Below are 20,042 nucleotides of genomic sequence, written 5' to 3'. Positions count from 1 at the left end.
TCTTTGCGCCAGATCGCGCTTAATACCCCACATCTTGTTGCTGAACACAAATAGAACACTATATTTTGTGGTTATGTGACACTGTAATTTTTTGTTAGATTAGGAGCCTGGTGTGAAGCCTGTAGTAATTAAGCGTGACGGTTGCCGTGTATCTTTTGATGTTTTACGCATTAAAGATGCCATTATTGGGGCAGCAAATTCTATCAGCGATTCTGAATCTCATACTATGGATGAGGCTTACGCAGTATCTGTTGCCAAAGCCGTATTAGTACAATTTGCCGGTACTGATAATGTTGATATTCACGCTATTCAAGAAGCGGTAGAAACACAGCTTATGGCAGGTCCACACAAGATTGTTGCTCGTGCTTATATTGAATATCGTCATGATCGTGATATTTCTCGTGAAAAGAAAAGCCGTCTAAATAATGAAATCCGTGGCCTAATTGAGCAAAGCAATGCTTCATTATTAAATGAGAATGCTAACAAAGACAGCAAAGTAATTCCAACCCAGCGTGATTTATTGGCAGGAATTGTCGCTAAGCACTATGCAACTCAACATTTATTACCTCGTGATATTGTTAAAGCACATGAAAGCGGCGAGATTCACTATCATGATTTAGATTACTCACCGTTTTTCCCAATGTTCAACTGTATGTTAATTGATCTTGATGGCATGTTAACGCATGGCTTTAAGATGGGTAATGCTGAAATTGATACACCTAGATCAATTTCTACGGCAACCGCGGTAACAGCACAAATTATTGCTCAAGTTGCGAGCCATATTTATGGTGGTACAACGATTAACCGTATAGATGAAGTGTTAGCACCTTATGTTACGGTCAGTTATTCTAAGCATTTAGACGTTGCAACCGAATGGGGTATTGCTGATCCTATTGCTTTTGCACAAGCGCGTATTGAAAAAGAATGTTATGACGCATTCCAATCATTAGAATATGAAGTAAATACACTACACACTGCAAACGGTCAAACTCCTTTTGTAACATTCGGCTTTGGTTTAGGCACATCGTGGGAATCGCGTTTAATTCAACAATCTATTCTTAAAAACCGTATTGCAGGTTTAGGCAAAAATCATAAAACAGCAGTATTTCCTAAGCTTGTTTTTGCGATTAAAGATGGTCTGAACCATAAATCTGATGACGCCAATTACGATATTAAGCAATTAGCATTAGAGTGTGCATCTAAGCGTATGTACCCTGATATTCTAAACTATGACAAGTTAGTTGAAGTAACGGGGTCGTTTAAAACCCCAATGGGTTGTCGTAGCTTCCTTGGTCCTTATGAAGAAGATGGTAAAATTATTCATGAAGGTCGAAATAACCTTGGTGTAGTAAGTATCAACTTACCTCGTATTGCGTTAGAAGCGAAAGGTGATGAAGCCCGTTTCTTTGATATTCTAGATGAGCGTTTAGCATTATCTCGTCGTGCGTTAGATACACGTATTACACGTTTAAATGGCGTTAAAGCACGTGTGGCTCCTATCCTTTATATGGAAGGTGCTTGTGGTGTACGTTTAAAAGAAGACGATGATGTATCTGAAATCTTCAAAAATGGCCGTGCATCAATTTCATTAGGATACATTGGTATTCATGAAACCGTGAATGCATTGTATGGCAATGAGACTCATGTTTACGATAGCGAAATGTTACGTGAAAAAGCAGTTGCGATTGTTCAACGTTTACGTGATGCGACAGATGCATGGAAAGAAGAGTCAGGTTATGGCTTTAGTCTTTACAGCACTCCAAGTGAAAATTTATGTAGCCGTTTCTGTGCTCTTGATGCGAAAGAATTTGGTGTGGTTGCTGGCGTAACTGATCGTGGCTTTTATACCAATAGTTTCCATTTAGATGTTGAGAAAAAAGTAAACCCATACGATAAAATTGACTTTGAAATGGCATATCCAGATGTCGCTAATGGTGGTTTTATTTGTTATGGCGAATATCCAAATATTCAACATAACCTTGAAGCGTTAGAAAACGTGTGGGATTACAGCTACACTCGCGTGCCATATTACGGTACTAATACACCGATTGATGAATGTTATGACTGTGGCTTTACCGGTGAATTTGACTGTACGAGCAAAGGCTTTACGTGTCCTAAATGTGGTAATCATGAGCCATCACGCGTATCAGTAACTCGCCGTGTATGTGGTTACTTAGGTAGCCCTGATGCACGTCCGTTTAACTTTGGTAAACAAGAAGAAGTTAAACGTCGCGTTAAGCATATGTAATTATTGGGGGAATACAGTTATGAATAAGTTTAAAAAGTTAATTCTAGTTCTTTCTGTTTTTGTTCCAATGCTTTCATCAAATTCTTTCAATGTTGAAAATTCTTTTAATATTGATATGAATATTATTGGTCCTATGATCTTGATAAATTCAACTATCAATATCATTTAATATAATGGAGCACTATAGGTGCTCCGTTTTTTTGATATAAGTTATTAGATATGAATTACCATAATTACTACCCTGTAGATATCGTTAATGGCCCAGGCACGCGTGTAAGCTTATTTGTTGCTGGTTGTGTTCATCAGTGTAAAGGCTGTTATAACCAAAGCACATGGCGTTTAGATGCTGGTCATCTGTTTACGCAAGAGATGGAAGATAAGATCATTAACGATCTTAACGATACTCGTATTAAACGTCGCGGTTTGTCTTTATCTGGTGGTGATCCATTACATCCTCAAAATGTAGCAGCGGTTTTGAAATTGGTGAAGCGAGTACGTCAAGAATGTGCAGGTAAAGATATCTGGCTATGGAGCGGGTATTTATTATCAGAACTTACTATTGAACAGCAGCAGATCGTTGATATTATTGATGTGTTGGTTGATGGTAAATATGAACAAGCACAGCGAAATCCTTCTTTGGTATGGAAAGGCAGTGAAAATCAGATCATTCATTATTTTAAGCTTAATAACTAAAAGAGACTCATTAAATAAGTAGATCTGCTTGATGCAATGTCACGGGTTGTTTTATATTTGTTTTGTTAATGTTTCTCATTTGTTGCCTTGTTGAACTTATCCACTGTTTCTGTGTATAACTATGGGAAAACATAATAAATAATCATTCGTCTATTTTAATTATTTTATTAAGTGGCTTTGATTTTTAAATTAAAAATCTTTGCTCTTTATTAAAAAAGCATTATATTCAACGCTATTGAATACAATGCTTTTAAAGCCGAATAATTATGCCAATTTTTACAAGGATGTCTCAGTTATCTGTTAATAAATATCTGGTCGCAGCATCAAATGTTTTTTTAATGGCATTACCATTGGTATTAATATCAACATTTTGTGAGTTAATAGCGTTAATTTGTGATTATTTTAGTTTTAGTGATTTTGGAAAAACAGTTCATTATGTAGGCCAAACAACTGGAATGATGATTCCTATTTTGGTTAATTTTTATTTGGCGACTTATTTATCTGCGGTGAAACGTATACCAAAAGGTATTGTTATTGCCACATCATTAACTGTATTCTTTATTGTTTCTTACCAATGGGATTTAATATCACCATTAATACCTCTGCCTAATAGTTTTCCAATATCATTACTTACAGCGTATATATCATGTGAAACCATCGCTCAATTAAAAAAAGTAAGACTATTTAAAGTAAAAACAGATCAGTCTTTTATTGATATTTCTATGAGTATGCTGGCTGGTTCAATTACGACTATTTTTATGGCTTTATCTGTAAGCTTTTTATTTCGTAGTTTATTTGAAAAATTAGCAGCATTAACCTCCTGGTCTTTTATTCCACGATTAGATCCAACATCATTTGTTGATGGGCTTATTTATGAAATATTACGAGGTTTGTTTTGGGCTATAGGTATTAATGGTCATAATATACTGCATTCCTATAAAACAGAACTGTATAATATTACCTTAGTGAATATTACTGAATGGCATAATTATGGTATTGATTTAAATATTTTAAGTACTAATTTTTATGACTTTTTCACGGGGATTGGTGGTAGTGGAAACATGCTAAGCTTAGTGCTTTGTTTGTTATTTTTTGCTAAGAGTAAAGGGTATAAATTATTAGCTAAAGCGGCATTATTACTTTGCTTGTTTAATGTCAACGAGCCTATTTTATATGGCATTCCCGTTATTTTTAACCCGATTATGATTATTCCTTTCTTATTAGTGCCTAGTGTGAGTTTTGTTATTGCTTATGGTGCTATTTATTTGGGAATTGTGCCGCCCTTAAGTGAGGTTCATAGTTGGTTGATGCCACCGTTTGTTAGTGGTTATATGGCGACGGGTGGTGCAATATCTGGTGCGGTATTACAATTATTTTTGGTTTTAATTGGTGTTGCCATCTATCTACCATTTTTTAGGTTGATGGATAAACGTAGTTTAGGTATTGGTGTTTCAGATATATTTTCAAATCGTTTATTTACCAGTGATGAAATTGAAGCCAAAACACGTTTAACTAGTTTTATTCCATCGCTACATAATAATCTTCGCGATCAGCGGGAAATTGAAAAGTTACAAGAAAGCGGTGAGTTTATTCTTTATTATCAGCCTCAAGTTGATATTAAGAATAATTGTATTGTTGGTTGTGAAGCTTTAATCCGTTTTAGGGATAATAAAGGTAAAATATTACCACCGACATTTATTTCTGCTTTTAATCAGTTAGGGTTAATGCCAGAATTAGATTTATGGGTATTAGATAAAGCAGTACAAGCAGCAGAAAAATTCATCATTATTAACCCTAATTTTAAATTGTCTGTTAATATTTCACCTGACACTATTTTATTAAAAAACTTCGTCAACATTGTAAAAGATCGTATTACTAATAGTTCATTGTCTTTTGATCATGTAGAGTTAGAGTTTACAGAAGAATTATTAATTTTAGATGAAGAAAAAGTTGCTAAAATAATGACAGAATTACAAATGTTAGGTATTTCTGTTGCTTTAGATGATTTTGGTACAGGGTATTCATCATTAGCGTATTTATCACGATTTGAATTCGATAAAGTTAAGATTGATCGCTCATTAGTATTAAACATTGATAGCCAACGTGGAAAAGAATTATTTAAAATCGCAGTGCAATTAGGGAAAATAACGCAAGCGGATATTGTTGTTGAAGGGGTGGAAAAACAACAAGAATTAGATTTTATTGCCTCACTCGGTGTGCGCTATATTCAAGGTTTTTATTTTTATAAGCCTATGGCAGAAACTGAATTACTTCTGCGTGGCCTATTAAAGCCGCAACAGTGTGAAGTTGCTGATAATTAAGGCGCTATAAGGTAAATCGTTATCGTAAAGACGGTTCTACTTCCATATTGAGCACTTATACGGTAAATTCGCTCTCCTTTTGTGCTTTATTGGGGACGTTATGTCACGTACTATTGTTTATACCTACAAAGAAGAAGAAAAGCGCTTAATTTTTTCTTTTGATATACACCGTAACATTCATGAAGCGGTAGCTGCTGCTGAAGGTATTGATCTAACGACATTTCTAAAGATGGAGCAGCAAGTTGAAGCGGTCTCTACGTGTAGTAAAGCCGGTCGCGAATACCGAGATAGTTATTTCCGCAAGTTGGGCTTTGGTAAAATAGCGCTTGCGAAAAAAGAAAACCGCGGTGTTGGTGAAAAATAAAATATTCATAAAAAAAGCTGACTTAATGTCAGCTTTTTTATTGTTGTTTATTTATGTTAAGTTAAGTAACGTTAATCTAATTCGTTATATTTTTTAGCAGAGCCATAACACTTACTTATAGGGTATTTGGCGGCATTTTGTTGTATCTTCTCTTGGCACGCCTGCATTACATCAATATCACATTTATCCGCTAATCGAAGTAAATACATCATCACATCAGCGATCTCTTCGCTGGCATGTTGTTTTTTTTGTGGTGGTAATTGCTGGCTTTGTTCTGGCGTTAGCCATTGAAAAATTTCTATTAGTTCACCCACTTCGCCACTTAATGCCATTACGAGGTTTTTAGGTGTATGAAATTGGTCCCAATTTCGTTGTTGAGCAAATTCAGCAAGCGCATCTTGTAATTTTTTTATGTCATTAGCTGAGGTTTCAACCGTAATGGTTGTCGGCATGATTGTTTCCTAAAGAGTGACGGACAATAAACATAATAGCCTAACGACGAGAAAGAATACGTTAGGCTATATATTGATTAATGGCTGGGTAGTATCGCTTTTTTGTGACGAAACATAGCGGGCAGTGCTTCAACTGTACAAAAGATTAACCCTAACCAAATTAAACCAAAACTGATGGCTTTCGTTTGATCAAATACTTCACCAAATAAGAATATGGCCAATAAAAATTGTAAACTTGGTTCAATATATTGCATTAAACCCACCATCGTTAAACTGGTGCGATTCAAGGCGAGGGCAAAAAATATTAGTGGGGCGACCGTAACAGGAGCGGCACCTGCATAAAGTAAGAAAGTAGTCGTACCAGAAGTAAGGGCAACACTATCGCCACTGAAATACAGCCATATCATATAAATAAGGGCAAAAGGGGTGAGTATTGCCGCTTCAATTGTTACAGAGGTAAGCGCATCATATTTAATGTATTTTTTTGTTAAACCATAGACGGCAAAAAAGCTTCCCATAACCAATGATAACCAAGGTAATTGACCGTATTGCCACACTTGGTAACCAATGCCTAAAATCGCGAGGATAACAGCAATAATTTGTGCTTTAGAGAGTGTTTCTTTTAGAAAGAACATCGCCAATGCAATTGCGAATAAAGGGTTTATAAAATAGCCTAAGCTTGCTGCTAATACTTCGCCATGCGTGATTGCCCATGTAAATGCATACCAAGATACGCTCATGATGACACCTGCAAAACCACACATTGCTAATGATTTTTTATCAGCGAGGATGTCTTTGATTGCAGGGATTGGCTGTCGAAGTAATACCATGACAATTAACATTACAGGTACAGAAAAAATAAGCCTTAATGCGAGTAATTCATTAGTATTTGCTTGAGGTAAGTATTGGTAATAAAGTGGTAATATTCCCCAAAGAATGAATGAAAATGCCGCTAGCATATTACCTGCACGACGTGATTGCATGTTGACACCTAAGATTTAAAAGTAGTTGTTGCCTCAATATCATTGCAATATTGAGAAGATTTAATAATGAATGATCAAAATGGCGCTCAGGCCTAAGATACCATCCTCGTGTAAAATAATGACATTCCCTGCCATTTTGTCACTGAATTTTTATAAGTCAATATACGCTATGAAGAAAAAAGATTTATTGATATTGTTCATTTTTTCTTGATACTACATAAAGAACGATGACTAAATAATAATGCTGCTCAGGTGTTTTTTTGGTAAAATACTGAGGTAGGGTAAAGGTTGATATATTTAACCGATAAGGCCATATTATGGCATTTTAATTGAGAGAAAATGATGACTAAATTAACCGCAGATATCCAAGCAAATAAAGCTTTGTTCGTAACAGAAACACAAGCAACACGTGTTGTTTGGAGCCTTCGCAACGAAGAGGGTGACTGGTTATCTGTTGCATCATCTGAATTTGAAGACTCTGAAGTGATGCCTTTTTGGTCAAATGAAGTTGATGCAAAAGTGCAGTGTGCTGATGAATGGTCTGAGTTCCAACCAAGTGAATTACCATTAGATATTTTTCTTGAAGATTGGATGCTTACGCTAGTAGAAGATGGTGTTTTAGTTGGTTTAAACTGGAATGAATCACTTGAAGGTGTTGAATTAGAGCCTTCAGAAGTGGCAAATCTTTACCTATAATTATTGTATTAATTATAAAATACTGACCCTGTGAATAATAATTTTTTATTTTATAGGGTTTTTATCTTATTGATAATAGAGATAATTACATAGTATTGTGAGTTATTCTACATGTTATTAATATTGACTTTAAATATCTCGCTTTTAACACTAAAAGATTTACAGTAGATATCGATGGTATTTCATCATATTTATTTCTTCTATTGTATTAAATTTAGCTTGCACTATGGTGTGAGCTTTTTTTTTGCATTCAATATAATAGTGATAATTTTATTACTATATGTTCGTGCTTTGTTTATTAATATTCACAATATATATTCCTTTTAATAATGTGATCATGTTCATGTTGTATTCTTGAATAGTATAATTCTTCATGTATGATCAAAAGGATATAGATAATAATATATAAAACAATTGAATCAATGCCACAGTTATTCGTTACTGCTTACGCTAGTATGATGAATGTAGCTATAATATTTAGTTAATTGTATTGAATATATTTATCTCCACTGATGGATTGCAGGATAAATCGTGAAGAACGGATTGATTATAAAAAAAACGATATTAATTTTATTAGCCTTGGTATCAATTGTTGGATGTGCATCATCACCAACGGACACCAAGACGACGCTCAAAACGCTAACGCCGACACCTAAGCATGAGATTGCGAAAACATTACCGGTTAATAACGGTATGTTTGATGGTGTTTATCATAATTGGAAGGGGACACCATACCGTTATGGTGGTTCATCTAAAAAAGGAATAGATTGTTCGGCTTTCGTGCAGGTTGGCTATTCTAGTGTTTATCAAAAATTACTACCTCGAACAACCTTGGAATTAGTTAAAAAAGGGAAACAAGTTAAACGTAATAATGCTAAAGAAGGGGATTTAGTCTTTTTTAGGACTGGGCGTAATTCGCGCCATGTAGGGATTTATTTAGGTAATTCAGAATTCTTACATGCATCACAATCTAAAGGCGTTATTATTTCACGTTTAGATAACCCTTATTGGCGACGCCATTTTTGGCAAATACGCCGTTTAGATAAATATTAATAAGTGATCCAGCGACGCATTATTCATTTTCAAGGGAAAGAGAATATGCGTCGCTGGGTGTTTATTATTTCAGATCAACCCATGCTAATCGGGCAAATAATCCTGGTGGTGTTACCAATCCTGCCGTTGTGCTTTGAATTTTACCATTTTTAATCAGTAATATAGTCGGTGCTCGTGATAGTTTCCACTGGCGTGTTAAGGCTCTGGTATTATCATTTACAACTGGAAAGTTATATCCTTTCGTATTCAAATAAGCATGTAAACGACGATCATCACCCGATTGCATGGCAATAGTTACGATTTTAAGATCTGTCCATTGTTGGTTGTTTAGCCAGTTAATAACGGGAGAGACAACTTTACAGCTGCCACACCATGTTGCCCAGATATACACCAGTACGGTTTGATCATAACTGTCTCTAAAGATATCGACTTTTTGATTATCAATCGTAGTATAAGTGGGCTGTGATGTTGATATCTGCATTTTATCTAAATTACGATTGCGCCATGCTTCTAATGCGCTACCTGCAATCATAGCCATAATGATAAGTATAATAATACTTTGAATCCATCGCCATCTTGTATGACGAGGTTTTCTATTGGTATCTGATGACATTATTTACCCGCCTTCTTTAAAGCGTCAAGAACACTATCACTTGATAAAATAACCGGTAACTCAATACCTTTTGGTGCATTAGGACCGTAAACAATATTAAAAGGCACACCAAAACGACCGTGAGATTGGAGGAATCCAGTTACGTAATCTGAAGGTTTAGTCCAATCACCACGCATTAGAACGATATTTTTATTATCCAGTGCTGAATATACCGGTTCTTGTAAAATCACCCCGATTTTATTGGCTTTACAAGTGATACACCATTGCGCTGTTACATCAACAAAAACCGTTTTACCTTGTGCGACGTCAGTTGCTATTTGGGCTGTATCTAATGGGATCCAGTGATGATCTGCCGGAAGTGGTGTTGACCATTTATTGGCGGTTAAGCTACCTGTAAATAAACTAGCACCAGCGCCAAGTAACATGACAGCTAAGGTGATAATAACGGTTTTACGTCCTTTTTTACGGCCTAATAGCCATAAGATAGCCGCTAAGATAACAGCACCTAACCCCCATACAACAGTCGCATTAAAGAAGCTGGTCATTAAGCTTAATAACCATACTGATGTTGCTAACATCATTAAGCCAAATAGCGTTTTAATACGATCCATCCATGCACCCGGTTTTGGCATTAATGTCGCTAATTGTGGGAAAAGAGCAATGAGTAGCCATGGTGCGGCCATTCCGATAGCAAGAGCGGTAAAGATAGCAAATAAGGTGACTAAATTTGCACCTAAGGCAAATGCAACCGCAGTACCTAAGAAAGGAGCACTACAAGGCGTTGCAAGTAATGTTGCAAACATACCTTGAATGAAATGCCCTAGATGTGAACTATCACCTTTAGTAGCTAACCATGTATTGGTATTACTTGAGAGACGAATTTCAAATAACCCCAGCATATTTGTGCCAAATAACACCGTAATCGCGATCATTGCACCAATAAACCATGGGCTTTGGAATTGAATACCCCATCCTAGCGCTTGGCCTGACAGTTTCATTGCTGTTAAAAATGCAGCTAATAACCAGAATGAAACAATGATCCCAGCAGCAGATGCCAAAAATTGAGTTCTAATTTGACGACGCGCCAGTCCTTGAGCTGAAATAACACTGCTTAATTTCATTCCTAAAACAGGTAAGACACACGGCATAATATTAAGAATCAAGCCACCAAGTAAGGCTAGGCCGATGACTTTTAATAAATTACTATTTGTCGTTGGAGTGCTAACCGGAAGATCCGTTGCTGTTGCTGTCATTTCAACCGCGACATCATGGTCACCAATCGTTACATGAAGGGGTTGTCCTACTAATTTAGGCGTACCAAACCAACTTGTCACAGGTAAGGTGGCGTAAAGTGTATCGCCTTTAATGATCGTTGTAGGTTTAAGGAATGAGGTGTCTTTAGCGGCTTGTGTATCGCCATCAATAATAACATCTGGTTGTTGCCAGCCCATGGTGTTAGTTGCAACTACGGTTACTTTTTTTTCTGCTTTATTATAAGAAAGTGTTTTTAACGTGATTAAAGATGATGATTTTGGAACCTGACTTTCCCCTTTATTATACAAAAACATAGCTTCTGTTGATGGTAGTAATTTATTGGGGGTGAAATCAAAGGAAAGTTCGTAATCGGTTAATACACAAATACTTGTACATGATGACATGGTTAGTTTACCAGAGAGAAATACTGGTTTATTCATGTCTTTTACATGGATGGAAAGCGGAAAAATAACATCATGTTTGTAACCCAGCGTTTCAACGCCTAAAAACTCATAACGTTTTGGTAATGGCCATTGCCAATCAACTTTAGCAATATTAGATGACATATCCCAATTGATACTCGGAGCAACACCACCTTCACCCGGTGATCGCCAGTACGTTTTCCAATCAGTATCAAGCTTTACTTCCAGTAAACCTTGAACGGTATGCTTGGCCAGATCTTGTTGACCGGTAAGCATCAGTCTTACTTCAACAGGAGGGTGCTGTGGATTCGTTACCCAGCCCGTACTGTGCTGTGGCGTTGCTGCTGCTATTGATGAAAAGGTAATGCCAAACAAGGTTATGAGTAAGGCAATGGTTAAATAAAAATGCTGGTATAACTTTTTCAATCTAGAGCTCCAAATAAACAACGCACAATGATGATAAATGTCATCGTATCTGACGTTGTTCTATATGTAATTTTCATGTTGGATTAAGGTATTGTCTGCGTTAAAGCGCTAAGTCTTTATAATGTTATGCATGAGACCGACAAGAAGCAGAGTTTATTTCAATAAAGATAAATACAGCTATATTGTCGGTAATTTATGCCATTAGAACAAGTCAGGAGTATGGTAAAGACCACGGTTAATGCTATTTTAAAGTTATAACATATAACGTTGTTATACTTTTCTGAACAGTAGCTTGATACGAGTACGTAATTTTACTTTATTGTGATTTTTTCCTAAGTAGTATGATTGCATAAATTGACATCGCAGCAATTCTAACTTGGGGTTAATCTGTAAAGGTGAGGTGGTTATTTCATTCTCCAAGAGAAGATCACTTTGTGTTTTAGCTTGTTCATTGCTGTAGCTGTAATCAATGCCGGACGCACCTTGTACCATTAGCCATAAATGCGTTAAGGCTAAAAGAGCGTTATGATCTTGATGGGTGAAATTAGCCGCATGATCATGACCTATTGTATTATTAAAAACAGTTTGCATTTTTGTTGCTGCTGTCTGTTGATGTAGCCATTGTTGTTGAGCTTGCTGGTGGTGTAGGGTCATAAACCCAAGCAATAAGTCGATTGTTGTACTATTTGGACGTTGTTGGCAAACATGATCAAAATGTGCTGATGATGCTGTAATAAATTGATCTAGCTGTTTTTTTATTAGTGTATCAATGGGCAAATCAGCCATGCCAAGTAATAATAATTGCTGTTCTAATGTTGACATGTTTATCAGTTCTTATTGAGGAATGATGAAAGAGTAGCATGTTCAGAGATTGCGACAGAAGGATTAAATAAGATTGACTATCAGTTAGTTTTTATTGGAAATAAAATAATCAAATTTGGCTTTTTATGTACGGCTTGTTTGTTGCTATTGTATAAAAAACACTACAGTTAGAGTAATAGTGGTGTGTTAGTGGTATTTATAAGAATAAAAAAGGGATTAACTAATTATATTCCGTTGAAACTTATTGCTTAATGACATTAATAAACAATCTTATATGGTTAGGATGTGGTAATATAAGCAACGATGATACTAAAAAATCATCATCTTACGGTGATTTTACCACCGTTATTGGCACTGATTCAGGTTAATTCAGTGCTCAGTTAGTTAATGATTTCCTTATCTATAGATAACAGTTTAATTTAAGTGATAGTGACTATTTGTAATTGTATCTTACTGATATTTATTGCATTTATGGTGTTTGTTAACATCTGGATTAGCTGTTTAGGACGTTGGGTTATTGTAATGATTAATAAAGAAACAATTGTGAATAAAAATAATAAATTTATTGTTGGTTGGCGTGAAGTCGCCACTTTACCTGATCTTGGTGTTGATAATATCCATGTTAAAATTGATACAGGAGCACGTAGCTCTTGTCTTCATACCTTCAAAATTGAAGAATTTACTCAAGATGATGAATTATGGGTGAAATTTTGGTTACATCCTATCCATAATAATACTGATGTTGAACAGGTTTGTATGGCAAAAGTTGCTGACAAGCGTGTTGTAAGAAATTCTGGTGGCGATGAGCAACTGCGCTACTTTATTGTTTCAACCATTGATTTTAATGGTCAACGATGGCCAATCGAAATATCGTTAACAAGCCGTGATAATATGGCTTTTCGAATGTTGCTTGGACGAACATCTATGCATGGTCGTATTATTGTTGATCCAGAAGCCTCCTACCTAATTCAAAGTAAGGAAAAGTAATAGTAATGAAAATCGGTATCTTATCTCGTAATCAGTCATTGTATTCAACGTCTCGCCTTATTGAAGCGGCAGAGCAACGTGGCCATGAAATCAAGGTGATTGATGCACTTCGTTGCTATATGAACATTAATTCTCAAAAACCATCAATTCACTTTAAGGGTGAAGATTTGGTGGATTTTGATGCCGTTATTCCACGTATCGGTGCATCAGTGACGTTTTACGGAACAGCAGTATTACGCCAATTTGAAATGATGGGTGTTTATACAGTTAACGAATCTGTTGCAATTAGTCGTTCGCGCGATAAATTGCGTTCAATGCAGTTATTATCGCGTAAATGTATTGGTATGCCAGTAACAGGTTTTGCCAGCAAGCCAGATGATGTTAAAGATTTACTTGATATGGTCGGCGGTGCACCAGTAGTGATTAAACTACTTGAAGGTACACAAGGTATTGGTGTTGTACTGGCAGAAACACGTAAAGCGGCTGAAAGTGTTATTGAAGCATTCATGGGCTTAAAAGCAAATATCATGGTGCAAGAATACATTAAAGAAGCGGGCGGTGCTGATATCCGTTGTTTTGTTATTGGTGACAAAGTGATTGCAGCAATGAAACGTCAAGGTGCAGAAGGTGAATTCCGTTCTAATCTTCACCGTGGCGGTAGTGCAGCGTTAGTTAAGATTACTCCTGAAGAGCGTAAGACAGCAGTTGCTGCTGCGAAAATTATGGGATTAAGCGTTGCTGGTGTTGATTTACTGCGTTCTGAGCGTGGTCCACTAGTGATGGAAGTTAACTCATCACCAGGTCTTGAAGGTATCGAGAAAGCAACAGGTAAAGATATTGCCGGTATGATTATCGAATACATTGAAAAGCACGCATCTAAAAAAACAGCACTACGTAGCAAAGGCTAAGTAAGTACTGTTCTTTGTATTATAAAGCCCTTCATGGTGATATCCATGGAGGGCTTTTTTTATAAGTGTTTTTTATAAGTGTTTTTTATAAGTGTTTTTTATAGGTGCTTTTCTATTGGTAATGCGCCAGCAAGCCATGCCCCCATTTTTAGGATTGTGCTGCTGTCTGGCTCTGAGTCAAATTGCTTACCATTGGTATCATCCGTCCAGATAATGTCATTATTGCTATCTAATGATAAACGATAAGCACTTTTTTCTAGAAGTTGATCTAAATCAGCATAAAAAATATCAGAAAATGGTTTTGAATCAACAATCACGCCTAGCTCAGTATTTAGATACGCTGATCGAGGATCAAAATTGAACGAGCCAACAAAGACTTTTTTACGATCAATAATAAATGTTTTAGCATGTAAACTTGAGCGAGAGTTACCTAACCATGAGTGCTTTTTCTTAATATGAGGATCGGTTTTGATTTCATATAATTTGATCCCATTTTCAAGCATTTCTTTACGGTATTTAGCATACCAACCATGCACGGCAAACACATCATTTGACGCTAATGAATTAGTTACAATGGTAATATTTAAGCCACGTTTAGCCGCTTTTACGAGTGCTTTAACACCAGGCTCTGTTGGTACAAAATACGGTGAGATAAGTAAAAAATCCGTTTTTGCTTGGCCAATCATGGTTGATAAATGGTGTAACAATAAATCATCTTGGCTGTGTTTTACTTTGTAAGGGGTGTCATAAACAAGTTCAGCATCAGCCCAATAAAATGGCAATGTTTGATTAGATAATTTTTTTGCCATTGGGTGTTGTTTTAGAGAACGCGCATAATCAGAGGTTAAATATTGCTTTTGCGCTTTTTTCCATTGCTGTAATTGGGCGGTGGTTGGCAAGTGGGCATCAGTGACTAACATTTCAATTGGTGTTGCGGGTTTACTGTTCCAATACTCGTCAAATTGACGTGAAACCTGAGGAATAACTTTCCCCATCATTAATAAATCAAAGTCACCAAATTCAACGTTATTATTAGCAGAGAAATACTCATCACCAATGTTACGTCCACCTGTAATGGCAAATACTCCGTCGGCAATGATCGACTTATTGTGCATACGACGATTTAGGCGATCAAAATCAGTTAAAAAACTTAATGGTTTAAAACTACGATTACCAAAAGTATTAAACAAACGGACTTCGACATTAGGGTGTGCAGATAAATTAGCTAAGAATTGATCATCACGTTTTTGCATATCATCTAAAAGTAGACGTACACGTACTCCGCGTTCTGCTGCTTGATATAAGTACCACGTGAGTAAATGACTAGTGGCGTCATCGCGGTAGATATAATATTGCACGTCCACTGTTTTTTGAGCGCTTTCAATAATAGCTAAACGAGCAAGTAGTGCCGCTTGACCATCACCTAATGGGTAAAAAGCCGTTTTATTCGGGTTAGATTGAATATAAGGTAATGTTTTTTGTAGTAAGGTGGTGTTGTAGTTATCAACGTTACTGTATGTTGCTGTTTTTGTCGTTGATAATGGTTGCGCACAACCGATTAACGTTAAAGTACTTACTGCAATAAATGAATGAGTACAAAATTGCTTGAGATGACGAAAAGTGATCATTAGAAAACATGTTTCTGAAAAAAGTATGTCGATTTTACCTGTAATTATGGTGAAGTGCTTTAGATAAGTTGTAATTTGTAAAACTTTTAAGATGAAAGATAGTTGTATCTGATTATTACTTAGTTATCTGTCAGTGTTGACACTTTTTTAGCTATAGAAAAGTCCAAAACAAAATATCTTGTTTTGGACTCCAATTTTAGTCAAGCGGGTTAGAACGCTTAATTAGCCAGTTGTTGTATGCCATGCCATTGATAATGATTATTAGGCTTTTTGCTCACAATACCTTGATCAAGCAATTGATGAAAAATAGCATCAACTTCATCTGTTGTGAGTTTGAGTAATTTGCTTACAGCACGTTTACTGCAATTAACCTGGTTTTTAGTTAACGCTTCAATCGCTTGTTCATACGCTGTTTTTGGTGGCTCTGGTTCAATTTCTTCTATAATAATTTCGTCAGCATCATCAACATTAGTGATTGATGATGTGCCCACCATTGAGGGATCAAAATGACTTAACAATTGTGGTTGGTCGTGCATGTTATAACCATTAACTGACAATAACTGTTGGCGTTTGAATTGGTAACGGAAGCGATTTTCTTCACCAATTAATCCCACAAAAAATGCCGCAAAGAAATCGAGCAAGACAGACAAGAAAATAACCAGACCAAGTTGCGCGGCTTGATTACTGACATTGAATGTTGTTGCTAGGCTATCAATCAGTCCAAGTACCGAACCTTGACCAACAATCGGTGTTGTATCACGCTCTATCGCAATTTGTTGTTGCTGTTTGCGTAATGCTTCATTTTCTTTTTGGATTCGTGTAACACCAGAAGCGATACGTTCCATTTGGATATATTTTTCAGCCGCAACATTGTTAAGATCAATTTGTTTTTCAATTGCTTGAATTTGCATATTAAATGCATTGATTTTACTTTGCTGTACATTAGCTTCACTGTACGCTTTATTGGTTGCACTGTTAATACCACCAATAGAGCCGCCGATAGAAATGGCAGCTAATACAGCATAAAAGGTAAATGCGGTAAATGTGCCACTGTAGTTGCGTCGTGCTTTACGCTCTCCAACTTCGTACCATGCGAAAAATTTCCCTAATTCAAAAATGACAGCTAAGCCACCAAAAAGGAACTTCATTAAGGGATCATCATCAATAGATAAAAACAACAACAGTGAAAACACAATTGAAGCAAGAATAGCGGCACCTGTGAAGCTGTAAACACTCCACATTGCGAAAATCCCTTTAGGGAAACGAACGGGTATATTTTGGTTGAAATGCATAAAAATATCTAAGTAAGGAGCATTTGTTCAGCTGGTCGCATAATAGCGACAAGCACATAAAAGACTTCTAGGATACAGTAAAATGCTTGTTAACCCCTTATAAAATGTGACTGTTAAAAATTCGGCGATTATAATTTAGTCACTATTAAATTTATCGTTCAAAGAATAGACTAAAAGTGTAAATTTAATAATGCTTATTAATAATTGCTAACATATCAGTGATGATAATGTTTAATTTAAGCACTATAAAATTAATGAAATAGATAAATGCATCGGGATTTATGTCTACACTTACAAGATAATTATTGTATAAGGCATGGGTTATGTTTTTTGTTAGTCAACATCAGCGTCTCGATCAACAACAAAATAATAATAACGGTATTGCTTTTTTTGATCGTGAATTACCCAATAAGATACTGCTGCATTCAACATTTATTTATGAAAATGAAGGGTACTTTCAATGTGTATGGGAAGCTGAAAATAGAGAAATATTATTGCAATATATTAATAAAATAGTTGGTGGTGAGTATCAAACGGATTGCTATGGCATTGATCCTTTTACAGCAATTTCGTAGTTTTCTAGTGATATCGTTACCAAGTTGTGATTATATTTTTTCTAAATCGTATTGTTAGTGTTTTATTTGTGGTTATTTTTTGTTTGCATTAATAGTGAAAGTGTCTTTTGTGTGATTATGGTCACTTTCATTATGCATAAAGAGTGACATTTAGCGCAAAAAAATATCCTATTAATAATATTATCCATACCATAAATAAATATTAATAATATAACTTATGGTGTGAGTGATGAATAAAAATCCTGTCTGTATTGCTATGCTTGTTGCTGGTTTGTGTGTGAGTTCGTTGTCTGTTGCTGCCGATTTACCTAATATCAAAATTTTAGCAACGGGTGGAACCATTGCCGGGGCTGGACAATCAGCAACAGAATCTGCTTATACGTCGGGTCAAGTTGGTATTGAATCATTAATTAAAGCTGTGCCGTCAATGACAAAAATTGCGGATGTCAGTGGTGAGCAAGTGGTGAATATTGGCTCGCAAGATATGAATGATCAAGTGTGGCTTACTTTATCTAAGCGTATCAATGCATTATTAGCGCAAGATGATGTTGATGGTGTTGTTGTCACTCATGGTACTGACACCATGGAGGAAACGGCTTATTTCCTTGATTTGACGATTAAAAGTGATAAACCAGTTGTGCTTGTTGGCTCGATGCGACCATCAACGGCGATGAGTGCTGATGGTCCTGCTAATTTATATAACGCTGTTGTGACGGCTGTTGATAAAGATTCAAAAGGACGCGGTGTATTAGTTGCAATGAATGATACTGTGTTAGATGCGCGTGATGTAACAAAAACCAATACTACAGCGGTTGACACTTTCCGTTCACCTAACTTTGGTTCATTAGGTTATATTCATAATAGTGATGTTATTTATCAACGTGCGCCAGAGCGTCATCATACAACAGCAACACATTTTGATGTATCGAAGCTAACCACCTTACCAAAAGTAGGCATTGTTTATAATTACTCTAATGCGTCAGCGTTACCTGTAACTGCGTTAGTGAATGCTAAATTTGATGGTATTGTCAGTGCGGGCGTGGGTAACGGTAATATGTATAAAGCTATTTTTGATGAATTAGCCAAAGCAAGTAAAGAAGGGACAATGGTTGTGCGTAGTTCACGAGTTCCTACTGGTTCTACGACATTAGCGGCTGAAATTGATGATGCGAAATATGGTTTCGTCGCAGCAGGAACGCTTAATCCACAAAAAGCACGTATTTTATTAATGTTATCGCTAACGCAAACAAAGAACTATAAAGATGTACAGCAGATGTTTCAGTATTACTAATCGTCATATTTAAATAAATGAAAACACAACAAGACATAATATTAAGTCTTGTTGTGCTTTATATTACTATTAAATAATGATTATTTTGTGCTAGCTTGTAGATCGCTGATTGCTTTTTTAAGTGCATCAGGGTTGTAGCCATTAATAATAGTAATATTATCAGTAGTAATGTTTTTACTCGGCATGACGATTAATGCAGGTGTTCCTTGGAAACCTAACTTACCAAATAACTCAAAGTTATTCATAAAGGTATTATTGGCATCAAATTTAGACACATCAACACCAACACTGGTCGCAATAGTATTAACATCTTTCTTGGTTAAGTGACCTTCATCTTTACCTGTTGCAAATACGGCATTATGGTATTTAGCATAAGTTGCGCCGCCTTTTTGTTGGTAAATCCAATTACCCATATCAGCCGCATATTTTGAAGCTTCCCAGCGTGATGCGAAAATAGGGGTTTCTTTAAAGATGAATTTCACATCTGGATTTTTTTCTTCTAATTGCTTAACCGTATCGGCAATTTTAGAACAATACATACATTGATAATCAAAGAATTCAATGACATTCACTTTAGCGTCTTTAGGGCCAATGAAGGGGGTCGTCTTATCATTTATAAGTTGGTCTGCGTTTGCAATGACGACTTTTTTAGCTTCAACCTGTTGAGCTTGCATTTGTTGCTGTTGTAATGTCTGAGAGGCTTTTACTAAAACATCAGGGTGATTGATAATATATTGACTTGCAATTTGTTCAATTTGTGTTTTTTGTTGAGCAGTAAAGTCACTATTATTACTTGCTGTTGTTGTTTCGTTACAGCCTGTAAGTAATGCACCTAGCATAAGGGGTAGAAGTAATTTTTTCATCGTATTCTCAATCACTATAAATGTTTATGGGTTAGAATATTTGTTAGAGTAATAATAGAATAAATTAGTTCAAGTTTTTTCAGCTAAATGTTAATTTTTAATAATTTAAAGTAGTGATTGTTATTAAATTTAGTTAAGTTTCATTTATGTC

The 20,042-nt window shown here is 35.9% G+C and carries 18 protein-coding genes; 10 read left to right on the top strand and 8 right to left on the bottom strand.

The annotated features are described in order from the left end of the window. Positions 1-112 precede the first annotated feature (112 nt). The 4 genes from nrdD (at position 113) to C9J51_RS00635 (ending at position 5,626) form a co-directional block, all read left to right on the top strand. A complete protein-coding gene (gene nrdD, locus C9J51_RS00650) occupies positions 113-2,248 on the top strand; it encodes an anaerobic ribonucleoside-triphosphate reductase (protein WP_045040139.1) in 2,136 nt (711 codons plus the stop codon). A gap of 219 nt (positions 2,249-2,467) precedes the next feature. Next, positions 2,468-2,941 (top strand): anaerobic ribonucleoside-triphosphate reductase-activating protein, encoded by a 474-nt coding sequence (gene nrdG, locus C9J51_RS00645; RefSeq protein ID WP_045040140.1) that lies wholly within the window; start codon positions 2,468-2,470, stop codon positions 2,939-2,941. Between the two features lie 266 nt (positions 2,942-3,207). After that, on the top strand, positions 3,208-5,262 hold the full coding sequence (locus tag C9J51_RS00640) for an EAL domain-containing protein (protein ID WP_107274782.1): 2,055 nt from the start codon (positions 3,208-3,210) through the stop codon (positions 5,260-5,262). 100 nt (positions 5,263-5,362) lie between these two features. Then, on the top strand, positions 5,363-5,626 hold the full coding sequence (locus C9J51_RS00635; protein WP_036791038.1) for a DUF2960 family protein: 264 nt from the start codon (positions 5,363-5,365) through the stop codon (positions 5,624-5,626). Positions 5,627-5,697: 71 nt separating this feature from the next. Here C9J51_RS00635 and C9J51_RS00630 read toward each other — a convergent pair whose 3' ends face one another. Together C9J51_RS00630 and rarD are read right to left on the bottom strand one after the other, a co-directional pair. Then, on the bottom strand, positions 5,698-6,078 hold the full coding sequence (locus C9J51_RS00630) for a nucleotide pyrophosphohydrolase (RefSeq protein WP_107180336.1): 381 nt from the start codon (positions 6,076-6,078) through the stop codon (positions 5,698-5,700). 77 nt (positions 6,079-6,155) lie between these two features. Further along, positions 6,156-7,061 carry an EamA family transporter RarD gene (gene rarD / locus C9J51_RS00625; RefSeq protein ID WP_045036469.1) on the bottom strand — a complete coding sequence of 302 codons (906 nt, stop codon included), beginning with the start codon at positions 7,059-7,061 and terminating at the stop codon, positions 6,156-6,158. 342 nt (positions 7,062-7,403) lie between these two features. Here rarD and C9J51_RS00620 point away from each other — a divergent pair, with 342 nt between their 5' ends. After that, positions 7,404-7,757, top strand: coding sequence for a DUF2750 domain-containing protein (locus tag C9J51_RS00620; protein ID WP_045036470.1), 354 nt, complete (start codon positions 7,404-7,406; stop codon positions 7,755-7,757). A gap of 693 nt (positions 7,758-8,450) precedes the next feature. Continuing rightward, the gene (locus tag C9J51_RS00615) at positions 8,451-8,810 is read left to right on the top strand and encodes an NlpC/P60 family protein (RefSeq protein ID WP_082064161.1); all 360 of its coding nucleotides are present in this window, start codon (positions 8,451-8,453) and stop codon (positions 8,808-8,810) included. Positions 8,811-8,874: 64 nt separating this feature from the next. Here the strand turns inward: C9J51_RS00615 and C9J51_RS00610 are convergent, their stop codons facing one another. The 3 genes from C9J51_RS00610 to C9J51_RS00600 all read right to left on the bottom strand — a co-directional run bounded on the left by C9J51_RS00610 (position 8,875) and on the right by C9J51_RS00600 (position 12,347). After that, complete coding sequence (locus C9J51_RS00610) at positions 8,875-9,423, bottom strand: thioredoxin domain-containing protein (protein WP_045036471.1); 549 nt, start codon at positions 9,421-9,423, stop codon at positions 8,875-8,877. Next, on the bottom strand, positions 9,423-11,525 hold the full coding sequence (locus C9J51_RS00605; RefSeq protein WP_107250325.1) for a protein-disulfide reductase DsbD family protein: 2,103 nt from the start codon (positions 11,523-11,525) through the stop codon (positions 9,423-9,425). Before C9J51_RS00605 ends, C9J51_RS00610 begins: the two co-directional genes overlap by 1 nt. Before the next feature lie 270 nt (positions 11,526-11,795). Further along, positions 11,796-12,347, bottom strand: coding sequence for a hypothetical protein (locus C9J51_RS00600; RefSeq protein WP_045036473.1), 552 nt, complete (start codon positions 12,345-12,347; stop codon positions 11,796-11,798). Positions 12,348-12,869: 522 nt separating this feature from the next. On the opposite strand from C9J51_RS00600, the gene C9J51_RS00595 reads away from it, so the two are divergent. Continuing rightward, the gene (locus tag C9J51_RS00595; protein WP_045036524.1) at positions 12,870-13,334 is read left to right on the top strand and encodes an ATP-dependent zinc protease family protein; all 465 of its coding nucleotides are present in this window, start codon (positions 12,870-12,872) and stop codon (positions 13,332-13,334) included. 5 nt (positions 13,335-13,339) lie between these two features. After that, entirely contained in the window at positions 13,340-14,242 is a 903-nt protein-coding gene (rimK, locus tag C9J51_RS00590) for a 30S ribosomal protein S6--L-glutamate ligase (RefSeq protein ID WP_045036474.1), read from the top strand. Positions 14,243-14,340: 98 nt separating this feature from the next. Here the strand turns inward: rimK and C9J51_RS00585 are convergent, their stop codons facing one another. Next, a complete protein-coding gene (locus C9J51_RS00585; protein ID WP_045036475.1) occupies positions 14,341-15,870 on the bottom strand; it encodes a phospholipase D family protein in 1,530 nt (509 codons plus the stop codon). Between the two features lie 218 nt (positions 15,871-16,088). Beyond that, the gene (locus tag C9J51_RS00580; RefSeq protein WP_082064159.1) at positions 16,089-17,162 is read right to left on the bottom strand and encodes a Preprotein translocase subunit SecY; all 1,074 of its coding nucleotides are present in this window, start codon (positions 17,160-17,162) and stop codon (positions 16,089-16,091) included. 323 nt (positions 17,163-17,485) lie between these two features. Between C9J51_RS00580 and C9J51_RS00575 the strand changes: the two genes are divergently transcribed. Further along, entirely contained in the window at positions 17,486-17,737 is a 252-nt protein-coding gene (locus C9J51_RS00575; protein WP_107274781.1) for a hypothetical protein, read from the top strand. A gap of 229 nt (positions 17,738-17,966) precedes the next feature. Continuing rightward, positions 17,967-19,028 (top strand): L-asparaginase 2, encoded by a 1,062-nt coding sequence (gene ansB / locus C9J51_RS00570; protein ID WP_045036478.1) that lies wholly within the window; start codon positions 17,967-17,969, stop codon positions 19,026-19,028. An 80-nt stretch (positions 19,029-19,108) separates the two neighbouring features. Here ansB and C9J51_RS00565 read toward each other — a convergent pair whose 3' ends face one another. Continuing rightward, positions 19,109-19,891: a DsbA family protein gene (locus tag C9J51_RS00565; protein WP_107236513.1), complete on the bottom strand. Its 783-nt coding sequence runs from the start codon at positions 19,889-19,891 to the stop codon at positions 19,109-19,111. Positions 19,892-20,042 lie beyond the last annotated feature (151 nt).

Origin of the sequence: Photobacterium iliopiscarium, from assembly GCF_003026395.1 — a bacterium.
GTDB lineage: Bacteria > Pseudomonadota > Gammaproteobacteria > Enterobacterales > Vibrionaceae > Photobacterium > Photobacterium iliopiscarium.
The sequence above is the reverse complement of the archived record's forward strand: the minus strand, read 5'-3'. Positions and strand labels throughout refer to the sequence as shown.